This is a genomic window from Pedobacter polaris (genome assembly GCF_005116505.1).
Taxonomy (GTDB): Bacteria; Bacteroidota; Bacteroidia; order Sphingobacteriales; family Sphingobacteriaceae; genus Pedobacter; species Pedobacter polaris.
In genome coordinates this window covers 201,316-216,142 of sequence record NZ_SWBR01000002.1, presented here as the reverse complement: position 1 = coordinate 216,142, position 14,827 = coordinate 201,316, and the positions used below count along the sequence as shown (strand labels likewise).

Below are 14,827 nucleotides of genomic sequence, written 5' to 3'. Positions count from 1 at the left end.
ATAATAAATTTATTAATGTTGTGGTTAAACATTGCATATTCTTATCGTTTTTAAAGAAAAAAGTTGTTCTTGTATGGGTATTGTAGTGGGTGTTTTTTTGACAAAAGGGTAATAGTGAGTTTATATTTGTTTTAACGTATTTGTCTAAGTTGGCAGGTTTTATCTAAAAACTAGACAAATAATATTAACCAAAATATAAACTTAAATTATTTGTTATGAAAGGAAAATCTACGTTCATTCTTTTGCTGTTTTCCATGCTTTTTTCTTTGTCCGTTCGGGCACAAGAAATTGATGTATCAGGGAAAGTAACTTCTAAAGACGGCCTACCGATCCCTGGTGTTTCCGTATTAATTCAAGGCACTAAAATTGGTGTAGCGACTAACCAGAATGGAGAGTTTAGAATCAAAGTACCAAAGGCTGGTACAGTATTGGTTTTCTCTCAAATTGGTATGGCTACGCAAACGTTTGCGATTAATAGCAACGAACCTATCAATGTAGTACTAACAGACACAGAAAATGAGTTAGAACAGGTTGTTGTTGTTGGTTATGGCACACAAAAGAAAAGTATAGTTACAGGTGCCATTTCACAAGTTAAAGCATCTGATCTAGAAAACATGCCAGTAATGCGTATTGAGCAATCTTTACAAGGTAGAACTGCTGGTTTAACAATTACAACTAGTTCTGGACAACCAGGTGATGGAGCAACGTTAAGGATTAGAGGTACAACTTCAATTAACAATAGTGATGCATTATACATAGTAGATGGTGTGCAAGTTGGCGGTGGTATTGATTACCTTAACCAATCTGACATTGAGTCTATCGAGGTTTTAAAAGATGCCGCTTCAGCAGCGATATATGGCGCTAGAGCTGCAAATGGAGTTGTTATTGTAACAACAAAAAAAGGTACCAGAAGTGGTAAAATGAGTGTAAATTACAATACCTATTTAGGAACTCAAGCTCCAGCAAGGAAGTTAGATTTACTAAACGCAACTCAATATGCTACCTTATATAATGAAGCAGAGTTTGCTGCAAATCCAAATGTTGCAGCGCCACGTTTTCCAAACCCATCTCAATATGGTGTTGGAACAGATTGGCAATCAGCAATATTTAATAATAGTGCAAAAATTCAAAACCATGAATTAAGCTTAAGTGGTGGTGGAGAAAAATCAATTTATTACAGTTCATTTGGTTATTTTGATCAAGATGGTATTGTTGCGTCTGACAATTCACAATACAAAAGATTTACAGCTCGTTTCAATTCAGAGCACCAGATAACTAAAGCAATCAAATTCGGACAAACAATTGGTTATACCAGAACCAATTCTGTTGGTGTAAGTACAAATACAGAATATGGTTCTCCACTTAATAGAGCTATAAACATTGATCCACTTACTCCAATAGTAGAAACAGATCCTGCAAAATATAATTTACCATTATATACTGGAAATCCTGTTGTTAGAAATTCACAAGGCTTACCTTATGGGATTTCATCTTATGCTCAATCTGAAATTCTAAACCCTATAGCCGCATTAGCTGTTGCTCAAGGAAAAGGTTGGTCTGACAAAGTTGTAGGAAATGCATTTGTAGAGGTTGAACCTATAAAAGGCTTAAAAATCAGATCACAAGGCGGTGTTGATTTAGCTTTTTGGGGTAACGAAGGCTTCACTCCTATCTATTTCTTAAATTCAATTAACCAAACAACAATTACTTCTTATAACAGAAATTCAAATAGAGGTTTATTTTGGTCTTTAGAAAATACAATTAGCTATAATAAAGCAATTGAAAAACACAACTTTACTGTTTTATTAGGCTATTCTGCTCAAAAAAACAAAGGTGAAACCAATGGCGGCTCTAAGGATGGCATTCCAGTTAATAACCTAAAAGATGCTTCTTTACAATTTCCGGTTTCAAGAACTAACGATGTTTTTTACGGTGGTGAATACTTAAACACTTTAAACTCCATGTTTGCTCGTTTAACATATGATTACAATGAAAAATATTTATTTACTGGAATTGTTCGTAGAGATGGTTCATCACGTTTTGGCCCGAATAACAAATATGGTTACTTCCCTTCAGGTTCTGTGGGGTGGATTGCCAGTAAAGAAAGTTTCTTCCCTCAAAACAAAGTAGTTACTTTTTTAAAGTTTAGAGGATCTTATGGTATTACCGGTAATGATAATATTGGAGATTTTAGATATTTATCTACAGTAAGTGGTGGAAGAAATTACACTTTAGGAACATCAGCAGGTTTAAACAATGGCGTTAGTCCTGATGCATTATCAAATCCAGATTTGAGATGGGAAGAAACATCTTCTACTGATATTGGTTTAGATGCAACTTTATTTGGCAACTTCACAATTACTGCAGACTGGTATCACAAAAAAACATCAGGTATGTTGTTGCAAATTGCAGTACCAGGTTATGTAGGTAACTCTGGTCCTATTGGTAACATTGCAGATTTATCTAATAAAGGTTTCGAATTAGAGCTTGGTTACAACAAAAGAATTGGAGAATTTTCTTTCAAAGTTGCGGCAAATGGCTCATTCTTAACAAACAATATCGATTTCTTAGGTGATGATAAAGAATTCTTAGGAGGGCAGACTGTAACACCTCAAGGATTAGAAGTTACACGTACTGTAATTGGCCATGCAATTGGATCATTTTATGGCTATAGAAGCAATGGTTTATTCCAAAATCAGGCAGAAATAAATAACTATAAAAATGCCGGAGGCGCTTTAGTTCAACCTAATGCTAAGCCAGGAGATATTAAATTCATCGATTTAAATGGTGATGGTTTAATTAGCGATAATGATAGAGAAATTATTGGTGATCCAACCCCAGATTTCACCTACGGTTTTACAATTAATGCAGCTTACAAAGGTTTTGATTTCGTTATGTTAGGTCAAGGTGTTGCTGGTAATCAGGTATTTAATGCATTAAGAAGATTTGATTTACCAACTGCAAACTACACTACTGCAATTTTAGATAGATGGAGAGGTGAAGGAACAAGTAATGTTACTCCTCGATTAACACTTCAAGATGACAATAAAAACTACAGTCGTGTATCTAGCTTATTTTTAGAAGATGGTTCATATTTCAGAATTAAAACTTTGCAGATTGGTTATTCTTTACCAACAAAATTGGTTAGCAAAGCTGGATTAAACAAACTTAGATTTTATGTGATGGCCAACAACCTAGTTACATTCACAAAATACACTGGTTACGATCCAGAGATTGGTGGTGGCAGTTATGGTGTTGACCGTGGATTTTATCCGCAGGCTAGGACATTTTTTGCAGGGTTAAATGTTGGTTTTTAATAAAAATAGAATGATGAAAAATAAATATATAAAATGTACAATCGCAATAGTTGCGATCATGCAGATTTTCGTATCATGTAAAAAAGATTTCTTGGAGCTTACCCCAAAGGGAACTGCGCTCGAAGACAACTTCTACAAAAATGAAACTGAAGTAATGCAGGGCATAATCTCTGTTTACGATGTAATGCAATGGGGAACAACAGGTGGTTATACCATGAAAATGCCGTTATTAAGTGCAGCATCAGACGATACTTGGGCTGGCGGAAGTAATGCATCTGATCAACCTAATTGGGTTGCTTTTGACAATTTTAATATGGATTCTAGAATTGGCCCGCAAGGTGGATTATGGAATAAAAACTTTACTGGTATTAACCGTGCTAACTTAATTTTAAGCAAGATTGAAAATGCCACAACATTAAGTGTTCCTTTTAAAACCAGAGTAACTGCAGAGGCAAAGTTTTTAAGGGCCTATTTTTACTTTGATCTAGTAAGATTATTTGGTAGGGTGCCATTAATTATAACTGTTTTACCTACTGCAGATTTATACAATCAGGCTCAATCTACTCCTGCTCAAATTTATGCCCAAATAGAAAAAGACTTAAGAGAGGCTTATCCTGGCTTACCTCCTACTATTTCTGCTACAGAAAAAGGCAGAATTTCTATGGGTGCGGCAAAAGCACAACTAGGTAAAGTTTTATTGTACCAAAATGACAATGCAAAATTAGCCGAAGCTATTACTTTGTTTGAAGACATTAATAAAGTTGGTAATGTATATGGCTATAATTTAATGCCTGTATATGCAGATATTTTTAACCCTGCCAATAAATTCAACACTGAATCTATTTTAGAAATCCCTCATTCTAACAATGCTGCTTGGGGAGATTGGGGTTGGATTAATGGTGGTGAAGGAAATGTTGGAACCCAATTTATTGGAATGGATAGCTATAATGGCGATACATACTCTAGTGGTTGGGGTTTCTGTCCTGTTACCTTAGATTTAGTTAATGCTTTAAAAACAGACCCACGCTTTAGTGCAACTATAATAGATGGTACTGCTTTAAAAGCTGGTGGTGCAACCTACAATGCCCGTTATCAAAACACAGATTATTTTATTAAAAAATATGCTCCTTTAAAAGCTTATCGCTCAGCTAGTGGCGTTGCCGAACAAAATTGGCCAATTAATGAGATAGAAATTAGATTAGCTGATACATACTTGATGCAAGCCGAGGCTTTGGTTAAAACTGGTACAAACCCTACCAGAGCTAAAGAGCTATTAGATGCTGTAAGGGGCAGAGTTGGTTTAGGTTCTATTGCTGTTACGCTTGATAATATTTACAATGAGCGTAGATTAGAATTGGCAACAGAAGGTCATCGTTTCTTTGATTTGGTACGTACTGGTAAAGCTGTTACAGTTTTAGGCACTGTTGGTTTTAAAGCTAATAAAAGCGAGTATTTACCAATTCCTCAAACTGAAATTGACATTACCAAAGGAATTATTAAACAAAATCCAGGTTATAATTAATCATCAAGAAAATGAAATCATTTAAAAACACTATAAAAACATCAATCTGGATTAGTTTAGGTATGATGTTACTATTGGGGTCTTGTAAAAAATCAGAGACTGATGGCGAATTGGGAGCAGCTCCTACTTCAGCCCAGGTTCAATTCACGGCTACTCCAACAACAGCAAATGCAAATATTGTCCAATTTACCAATACATCTCCAGGTTTTAAAGCAATATGGGATTTTGGTAATGGAGCAACTGCAGAAGGCAACTCTGCACAAGCGTCTTATCCTTTAGCCGGTACATATACCGTTAAACTAACCATAGTTACTGATGGTGGATATGCATCAAGTACCAAGACCATTACAATTGCAAACACAAATCCAGCAATGTTAACCGATCCAGCTTTTACTTTACTTTCTGGTGGTTTAACTAATGCCAATGGCAAAATTTGGGTTATAGATCAAACGCAAGTTGGTCACTTAGGTGTTGGTGAGATTGCATTACAAGAACCTAACTGGTATCAAGCTGGTCCAAATGAAAAAGCAACAAATGGATTTTACGATGATGAGATGACTTTTAACATGAACTCATTAAAGTATACTTATGCTAATAATGGAACAACCTTTGCAAATGCATCTAATGCACCAGGTATTGGTGGGCCAACCGGAAGCAGTGACCCAACTGTAAATTATACACCTCCCACTAACATGACTTGGTTGATCACCGAAAATAATGGTAAAAAATATATCACTATTAGCAATAATGGATTTATATCATATTACTTAGGCGTATCGCAATATCAAATTCTAACCTTAACAGCTGATGAAATGTGGTTAAGATGTTTAGATAAATCCAATGCTGGTAATGCTTGGTATTTAAAATTAATTAGAAAAGGATATGTTAGACCAGTTATACCTCCGGTGCAGAAACCAATGCAACCAGCAAACATCTCAGACGATTTTCAAGCAACTGGTACGGTTACATGGAATGCTGAGAATATAGATTTCTCAAGAGGTTATACAAATCCATTTAAAATTGGCGTAAACACATCAGCTACTGTTGGTTATTATGAAAAAAGAACAGGAAATGATGGACAATACGGGAACTTAAATGTTACTATGCCTTATCGTTTTGATTTGGCAGCTAAAAATAAAATTAGATTAAAAGTATTTGTTTCTGGTGCAAATGATTTTACTAAGGTTGAGCCAAAAGTTTCTGTTAAACTTCAAAACTCATTATTAGGTGGTAATGCTTGGCAAACTCAAATAGAAATTGTTAAAACGATTTCAATTACTCAACAAAACCAATGGATCCAATTAGAATTTGATTATTCTGCATCCGCTGCACAAACACTTTACGATAAAATAGTTGTCCAATTAGGTGGTGAAGGTCATCCGCATCCTGGTATCTTCTATATTGACGATTTCGAATTTAAATAAGATATAATCTTACAGTCTGGTTTTAGTTAACCAGACTGTAAAAAATTAAGCTACTATGAAATTTATAACTAAAAGAAGAGGGTTCTTTCTAATTGCACTTAGTGCAGGCTCAATCTTATCTTGTCAATCTTGTTCTTCTGGAAAAGGTGTAGAAGAACCAATTATTATTCCGCCTACTCCAACAGTTGTTGTAGACAAAAATTGGACCTTTGAGGCTACACCAAATTGGTCTGATGAATTTGATTATACAGGATTACCTTTGGATACCAAATGGGATTATGATTTGGGTGGATCTGGTTGGGGTAACAATGAGAAGCAATTGTATACTAATTCTCCCTCAAATGTAAATGTTGGAGGCGGATTGCTAACCATTACTGCAAAAAAAGAAAACTTAAACGGTATGGCTTACACTTCTACCCGCTTGGTAACCAGAAATAAAATGGATGTAACTTATGGCAGAATTGAAGTGAAAGCAAAACTCCCAACTGGAAAGGGAACTTGGCCAGCGATTTGGATGTTACCAACAGACCGTTCTTATGGAGATTGGCCAAAATCAGGTGAAATAGATATCATGGAACACGTTGGTTACGATCAGAACAAAGTTCATTTTAGTACGCATACAGAAGCATACTACTTCAAAATCAATACGGCTAAAACCAGCAGTAAGCTGATTGCTGATGCAAGTACGGCTTTCCATTTGTATAGAGTAGATTGGACACCTTATGCAGTTCGAGGATACTTTGATAATGTGTTAGTTTTCGAATTTGCCAATGAAGGTACTGGTTATAAAGTTTGGCCTTTTGACAAAAGATTCCATGTACTACTCAACTTAGCTATTGGTGGAGATTGGGGTGGCGCTCAAGGAATTGACGATAGTATTTTTCCACAAAAATTTGAAATTGATTATGTACGCTATTATAAGATGATAGAAAAATAGAATTTAAAATCTCCCCTATTAATGCTCAGCTTATGCTGGGCATTTTTTTTGACTAAAATTTTAGTTGAACATACAAAAACTAATAAATTAGTTATATATTAGCAAAGCATTCTTAACCAATAGTATTTAACATTAATTAACAAGACTTTAACAAATTGCGTTTTTAATTAAGGCTACTTTCGTTATAACACACAAAAAATCAAACACATACACTCTCATATGCTAAAAAAACTATTCTTAATTTTCATCCTGAGTTTTTCTATTGTTACTGTTTTTGCTCAAAAAGCTAGTATTAAAGGTTCTGTAGTAGATACCCTACAAAAAAAGAAATTACAAAACAGTTCTATTTCATTAATTAGAGTTAAAGATTCTATTCTTGTAATGTCTGTAAGAGCTGATGCCAAAGGCGAATATGAAATGAAAAACTTAAAAAATGGAGACTATACCTTGCTCATTTCTTATCCAAAAATGGCCGATTATGTAAGAGACATTAGATTATCGGATAGTTCTAAATTTAATCTTGGTTCTATTCACATGGAAACCAAAACATTTTTACTAAATGAGGTAATCATTCAGGCTCAAAGACAGGCAGCTATAAAAATGAAAGGTGATACCATTGTATTTGCTGCAGATAGTTTTAAAGTGCAACCCAATGCTAATGTACAAGACCTACTTAGAAGGTTACCAGGAATAGAAGTTGATAAAAATGGAGCAATTAAAGCAGCAGGAGAAGATGTAAATACTGTTTTGGTAGAGGGCGAAGAGTTTTTTGGTGATGATCCATTGCTAGCTACAAAATATTTAAAGGCCAGTGCGGTTAAAGAAGTTCAAGTTTATGATAGAAAAAGTAAGGAGACTGAATTAACCGGGATTGAGGATGGAAAAAAAGAAAAAATTATCAACATCAAATTAAAAGACAACGCTAAAAATGGCTACCTCTCTACATTGGACGCCAATAGTGACCTAGATCATTATAAAAATATAGGAGGTATGTTTGGGGTTTATAAAGGTAAACTGAAAGCGGCTGTTTATGGTAATTCATCTAATTTAAATCAAGATTCGAAAATTACAGCTGCAATGTCTAAACTAAAAGGTGGAGATTACGATATGATTGAAGTACTTGATGATGGTAGTACAATTTCATATATGTCTGCCGGAGATTCGGATGATTACTTCTCTCCTACTAATGGTTTGCCAGATTATACTACTTTTGGCGCTCACTTTTCTGATAAATGGAATGAAAATAAACTAGGCTTAAAACTAAATTACAAAAATAATGACAATCGAGTTTTAGACAATAGAACATCAAACGGTCAAAACTTACTTCCAGATGGAACTTCTTTTTTTAACTCTGGTAGAACTACTGATAATACTAGAAAGACAATTCAAAATCTGAAGGGAAATTTTGAAATATTTGTTGATTCATTATCCACCATGAAAATCTCTTTTGCCGGAAAAAAGAACACAAGTGAAAACAATGCCATCAATTACAGTCAATCTACAAATGAGGCTGGTTTATTTGCAAGCAGAAACAATCAAATCACTAGTGGTAATGGAGATAGTGAATTATTTAATGGAAATATTAATTACACCAGAAAATCTAAAAAGAAAGGAAGAACCTTATCAATAGATTTACAGCCGGAAACGCAGAACAATAGCAGTATTGAAAACAGTTTAAATATTACAGATTTCTATAAACCTGCAGGTACACTTGATAATACTAGGACTTTAGATCTCTTTAAGGACAATTCTGGTAAGCAAACCTCTTTAGGAGCAAGATTTTCTTACACAGAACCATTAGGTAAAAAATGGTCTTTACAAACAGCTTATAGTTTTAAAACTATTGAATCATCAAGTAATAAAATGGTTTACGACAATTTGTTAAATAGAAAACGTATCGATTCTTTAAGTAATAACTTCGATTTCAATAACTTCTCTAATATTGCTAAAGTAGTGCTACAATTTAGGGCAACAAAATTCTCTTTATCAGGTGGTGTTGAAGCTACGCAAACTAGTTTTGATTTAAATGATTTAGATAGAAACAATAAGTTTAGTCGTAATTATTTAAACTGGGCACCTAGAAGTAATTTCAATTATAAATTAAGTAAAAACACTAGTTTTTCAATCAACTATAGTGGAAGTACCAATCAACCACGAGTTGATCAATTGCAGCCAATTAGGCAAATCAGCAATCCATTATATGAAATAGTTGGTAATTTAAATCTGAAACCATCTTTTAGCAACAATTTCAGTTTTAATTTTAACAGTTATCAATTTAAATCAGAGCAATTTATGTATGGGTATATTAGTTATAACTTTACAAATAATGCCATTGTCTCTACTCAAACTGTAGATTTAACCTCCAACAAAACGGTTACAAGTTACATTAACCTAAATGGTAATAAAAGCATGTATGCTAATGCATCTTATCAAAAAGGTTTTAGTAAACTTCACCTTAGAACGAGCATAAGTGTTGGGTATAATGCTTCAACTTCTGTCTCTATTATTAACAAGGTTAAAAACGAGAATTTTAATGAAAATATATCGCTTACGCCAAATGTGAGTTACTACACACAAAAAGTAAATTTAAGTTATAGACCATCATTTAATTTCCAAAATAGCAATTCTACAACTGGATCAATTAATAATGGTAAAACATTTACCCACAATCACGAAATAAATGGAACAATTCAATTGCCTTATAAAACCGAGTTCAATACCTCAATTTCATTATCATACAGACCACCAAATGCATCATTTAAAACTCCATTAAACGTATATATTTGGAATGCTTACCTCTCTAAAAAAATGTTAAAAACAGATGCATTAGAAATGAAGCTTTCGGTTTCTGATATTCTAAATGAAAAAATTGGCTATAATAGATATGTTAGTGGCAATTACATCAATGAATCAACATACAGTTACATACCTAGATACTTTTTAATAGGATTAACTTACAATTTAAGCGGAAATTTTGCTAAAGCAGATAAAAAATAAGATGATGAAAAAATCAATATTAACATTCCTACTGGCTTTCTTAATAATAGGTGTTAAAGCTCAAAATGAGTTCGTAACGAGTGCAAAAATTACTTATGAGAAGAAGTTAAACTTACAACGTCAGATGGCTAACAATACATGGATATCTGATGATGCTAAAGATAAAATGAAAAAATATGTAATTACGCTCTGGGATTACAGTTTTAACGAAACAACGGCTAGTTATAAAGCTCAGAAAAAAGAAAGCAATGTAAGTGATAATATGTTTGCCTTTTCATCTGGTCAGAATACCGCCGAAATGTATACAGACATTAGTAAAAAGTCTCGTGTAATTAAAAAATCAATTATGGGTGAAGATTATATTTTACCAGATACCATTCCGAATTTAGACTGGAAAATAATGCACGATGTTAGAAAAATTGCAGGTTACGATTGCAGAAAAGCAATTGCTGTAATTAATGACAGTGTATATGTTGTTGCATTTTATACAGATGAAATTTTATTAAAAGGTGGTCCAGAGGGATTTACTGGTTTACCTGGAATGATATTGGGCTTAGCCATCCCAAGATATAACACAACATGGTTTGCTACAAAAGTTGAAGCAGTAAATGTTCCTATTTATGAAATTTCTCAGCCTACAAAAGGCAAAAGAGCAGATAATGAGAAAGAATTCAAAAAGTTAATTGAAATGTATACCAGATACGATGACAAGAAAAAACCTCGCAAAATAGAGGACATAAAGAAGAATTTGTATGGGTTTTTGTTATAGACTTTGAGGGGAACTGACGTCCAAAAGAACCACAAAGTTGCATTATAAACCTTATTGACGCGAATGCCGATTCTTCATCGGCAGCAGCAAAAAGAAGGTCTGGTTTTGCCAAAGACTACTACCATTCTTTTTCGATTTCTCAAATCTCAATCATAGAGAAGTAAGGTCTATTAAACAGATTCCTCCAAAGTCGGAATGACAATTGTGGTTACTTGCTCACTGTCAACCAAATAATTTATTTAAACAAATACTGCTCAAATCAGAATTTTGTGTAGCTTTGTATCCCGTACAAAAACAATTAAAAAGGTCTTAAAACCTAATTAATTTCACAAACTCACAAACATGACTAAGTATATTTTTGTTACGGGCGGTGTTACTTCCTCACTAGGTAAGGGCATCATCTCCGCTTCATTAGCCAAACTTTTACAAGCAAGAGGTTACCGTGTAACCATCCAGAAATTCGACCCTTATATCAATATTGATCCGGGAACATTAAATCCTTATGAACATGGTGAATGCTTTGTTACAGAAGATGGAGCTGAAACAGATTTAGATTTAGGTCATTATGAGCGTTTTCTAAACACCCCTACTTCTCAGGCAAATAACATTACAACCGGTCGTATTTATCAGAATGTAATTAATAAAGAAAGAGCTGGCGATTATTTAGGCAAAACGGTTCAAGTTGTGCCGCATATTACCGATGAAATTAAGCGCAACATGCGTATTTTGGGCGATAGCGGAGATTACGATATTGTTATTACAGAAATTGGCGGGACAGTTGGAGATATCGAATCATTACCATTTGTAGAAGCTGTACGTCAATTTAAGTGGGAAGAAGGCGCAAACAATGCAATTGTAATTCACTTAACATTGGTTCCATATTTAGCTGCTGCAGGAGAATTAAAAACAAAACCTACACAACACTCTGTTAAAGCATTGTTAGAGTATGGCATTCAACCAGATATTTTAGTATGCCGTACAGAACATCACATTAGTCCAGATATTCGTAAAAAAATCGCTTTATTTTGTAACGTTAATGTAAATGCTGTAATCGAATCAATAGACGCCTCTTCTATTTATAGTGTGCCTTTATTGATGATGAAAGAGCAATTGGATAAAACCGTTTTAAGTAAATTAAAACTTCCATCTAAAAGCGAACCAGATATGGAAAGCTGGAAAGATTTCTTAGGGCGCTTAAAAAATCCTACAGCTGACATTAAAATCGGCTTAGTGGGTAAATATGTAGAATTACCTGATGCTTATAAATCCATTAGCGAATCTTTCATCCATGCCGGTGCGAAAAACGAATGTAAAGTTCGCGTAGAATATATTCCATCAGAAAGTATCTATGCTGATAACGTTAAGGAAAAATTAAGCCATTTACATGGAGTTTTAGTTGCTCCTGGGTTTGGTAGCCGTGGTATTGAAGGTAAGATTACTGCGATCCAATACGTTAGAGAAAATGAAATTCCTTTCTTTGGTATCTGTTTAGGTATGCAATGCGCAGTTATTGAGTACGGAAGAAATGTATTGGGACTAAAAAATGCCAACACTACAGAAATTGATGAAAATGCTGAACATCCTGTAATTAACATGATGGAAGAACAGAAAAGCGTGACTTTAAAAGGTGGAACAATGCGTTTAGGCGCTTATCCTTGTGATGTTAAAAAAGGAACAAAAGCCTTCTCTGCATACGGAAAGCAGCATATTACCGAAAGACACAGACATCGCTATGAGTTTAATAATAAATATTTAAAGCAATATGAAGATGCGGGAATGATGGCTTCAGGAATTAATCCTGACAGTAATTTAGTAGAGATTATTGAATTAAAAAACCATCCTTTTTTCGTTGGTGGACAATTTCATCCAGAATTAAAGTCAACTGTTGCAAATCCTCACCCACTTTTTGTTAAATTTGTCGCCGCTGCGATGGAGCATACCAAAAAGAAAACAATTTAATACAAGTTTAAAACAACATAATGGATAGAAATACATTTACAGGGCTCTTCCTAATCATGATAATTATAGGGGCTTCTGTTTTTTTTATGAAGCCTAGCGAGGCAGATATTAAAAAAGAAAGAGAAAAAATTACCGCCGACTCATTAAGTAAAGTAAAAGCAGCAAAAGCTACACCAGCTGTGGTAGCCATTAAGCCAGCAGATTCAGTTAAACCAGATACAACTACGTTAAAAGGGCCATTTGGTGGCAATATTAACGGAGCTGAACAAACATCAGTTTTAGAGAACGATTTATTAAAATTAACATTCACCAATTTGGGTGGTAAAATTTTAGCTGTTGAATTAAAAAAGGAAGTTACGTACTCTAAAAAACCTGTTATTTTATTTAAAGGCAACGAAAACAAATTTGGCTTAAATATCAATATCGATGGTAAAATTGTAAACACTAATAATCTTTATTTTACAACTGCTACAAAAACTGCAAATAGCATTAGCATGCGTGCCAACTATAGTGCAGATAAGTTTATTGAGTTTGTTTATGATGTTAAAGCAGGAAGCAATAATGTTGGTTTTAACATTAATTTAAATGGTTTAAACCAGATTGTACAAGGAAACAATGTTTCTTTAAACTGGGAAACTACTTTATTAGAACAAGAAAAATCTGCTAAAAAAGAGCAAGAGCACTCTGCTCCTTACTATAAATATATAGGTGAAAACCCAGACCATTTAGGTATGGGTGGAGATAAAAAAGAAGAACTAAAAGAAGGTAAAATTGAATGGTTTTCATTTAAACAACAATTTTTCTCAGCAGTATTAATTCCACAAGTTCCTTTTGAAAAAGGTGAGTTAGAAGTTAAGGTATTAACTGATACCGGTAAGGTAAAATGGTATGGCGCAAATATGCAACTCCCATACACGCACCTAGCTACGCAAAACTATGCGATGAAGTTTTACTTTGGTGATAACAAATTTGACAACTTAAAAGCTCAAGGTCAAGACATTGAGAAACAAGTTGACATGGGTTACTGGCCATTAAAATACATCAATAGATTCATTGTATTACCAGTATTCCAATTCTTAGAAAGCTTTGGTTGGGGTTATGGATTAATCATTTTGGTTTTAACTGTATTGCTTAAAATAGCAATGTCTCCATTAACATATAAATCATACATCTCAATGGCTAAAATGAGAATCTTAAAACCAGAAATGGATGAGATTAAAGCCAAAGTGGGTGAAGACAATGCAACACTTTTACAACAAGAATATCTAAAGCTCTATAAAAAAGTAGGGGTTAATCCGTTAGGTGGATGTTTACCTATGCTATTACAGCTACCCTTTGTAATGGCGTTTTTCTTCTTCTTCCCTAACTTATTCGAATTAAGAGGAGAAAGCTTCTTATGGATGCATGATTTATCAACTTATGATGATTTCATTAAATTTGGTTTTACCATTCCATTCATTGGAGATCACTTGAGTTTGATGTGTATTTTGATGACCATTTCTACATTAATTTACACTTATTTTAACAACCAAATTTCTGGTGCTACAGGCCAAATGAAATACATTGGTTACATAATGCCAATCATTTTCTTAGGAGTTTTGAATAGTTACCCAGCAGGTTTGAACTATTACTATTTCTTAGCGAATATGTTTACGTTCTTGCAACAATACTTAATTAGAAAAATGGTTAATGATGACAAGATCCACGCCATTTTACAAGAAAACAAAACCAAACCACAGGCAGAAAAGAAAAAATCTAAGTTCCAAGCTCGTTTAGATGATTACATGAGAACTCAAGCTCAAGCTAAAACCCAAGAGAAAAAAGGGAAATAAGTTTTCAGTACAGAGTTAAAGGTTTTCAGTTTTGGATTCAGAACTGCTAATTGCCAACTGATAATTAAAA

At 33.9% G+C, this 14,827-nt stretch carries 8 protein-coding genes; all 8 read left to right on the top strand.

Annotation, left to right across the window (positions count from 1 at the left end):
* Positions 1 to 215 precede the first annotated feature (215 nt).
* The 8 genes from FA048_RS07205 to yidC all read left to right on the top strand — a co-directional run bounded on the left by FA048_RS07205 (position 216) and on the right by yidC (position 14,757).
* On the top strand, positions 216 to 3,317 hold the full coding sequence (locus FA048_RS07205) for a SusC/RagA family TonB-linked outer membrane protein (protein WP_205943450.1): 3,102 nt from the start codon (positions 216 to 218) through the stop codon (positions 3,315 to 3,317).
* A gap of 10 nt (positions 3,318 to 3,327) precedes the next feature.
* Positions 3,328 to 4,839: a RagB/SusD family nutrient uptake outer membrane protein gene (locus FA048_RS07200; protein WP_169306831.1), complete on the top strand. Its 1,512-nt coding sequence runs from the start codon at positions 3,328 to 3,330 to the stop codon at positions 4,837 to 4,839.
* 11 nt (positions 4,840 to 4,850) lie between these two features.
* A complete protein-coding gene (locus tag FA048_RS07195) occupies positions 4,851 to 6,263 on the top strand; it encodes a PKD domain-containing protein (protein WP_136839564.1) in 1,413 nt (470 codons plus the stop codon).
* A 55-nt stretch (positions 6,264 to 6,318) separates the two neighbouring features.
* Positions 6,319 to 7,200 (top strand): glycoside hydrolase family 16 protein, encoded by an 882-nt coding sequence (locus tag FA048_RS07190; RefSeq protein ID WP_136839563.1) that lies wholly within the window; start codon positions 6,319 to 6,321, stop codon positions 7,198 to 7,200.
* 219 nt (positions 7,201 to 7,419) lie between these two features.
* On the top strand, positions 7,420 to 10,197 hold the full coding sequence (locus FA048_RS07185) for an outer membrane beta-barrel protein (RefSeq protein ID WP_136839562.1): 2,778 nt from the start codon (positions 7,420 to 7,422) through the stop codon (positions 10,195 to 10,197).
* A 4-nt stretch (positions 10,198 to 10,201) separates the two neighbouring features.
* Positions 10,202 to 10,966 (top strand): GLPGLI family protein, encoded by a 765-nt coding sequence (locus FA048_RS07180; RefSeq protein ID WP_136841224.1) that lies wholly within the window; start codon positions 10,202 to 10,204, stop codon positions 10,964 to 10,966.
* Positions 10,967 to 11,308: 342 nt separating this feature from the next.
* Positions 11,309 to 12,925: a CTP synthase gene (locus FA048_RS07175; RefSeq protein ID WP_136839561.1), complete on the top strand. Its 1,617-nt coding sequence runs from the start codon at positions 11,309 to 11,311 to the stop codon at positions 12,923 to 12,925.
* 20 nt (positions 12,926 to 12,945) lie between these two features.
* Positions 12,946 to 14,757, top strand: coding sequence for a membrane protein insertase YidC (gene yidC / locus FA048_RS07170; RefSeq protein ID WP_136839560.1), 1,812 nt, complete (start codon positions 12,946 to 12,948; stop codon positions 14,755 to 14,757).
* Positions 14,758 to 14,827 lie beyond the last annotated feature (70 nt).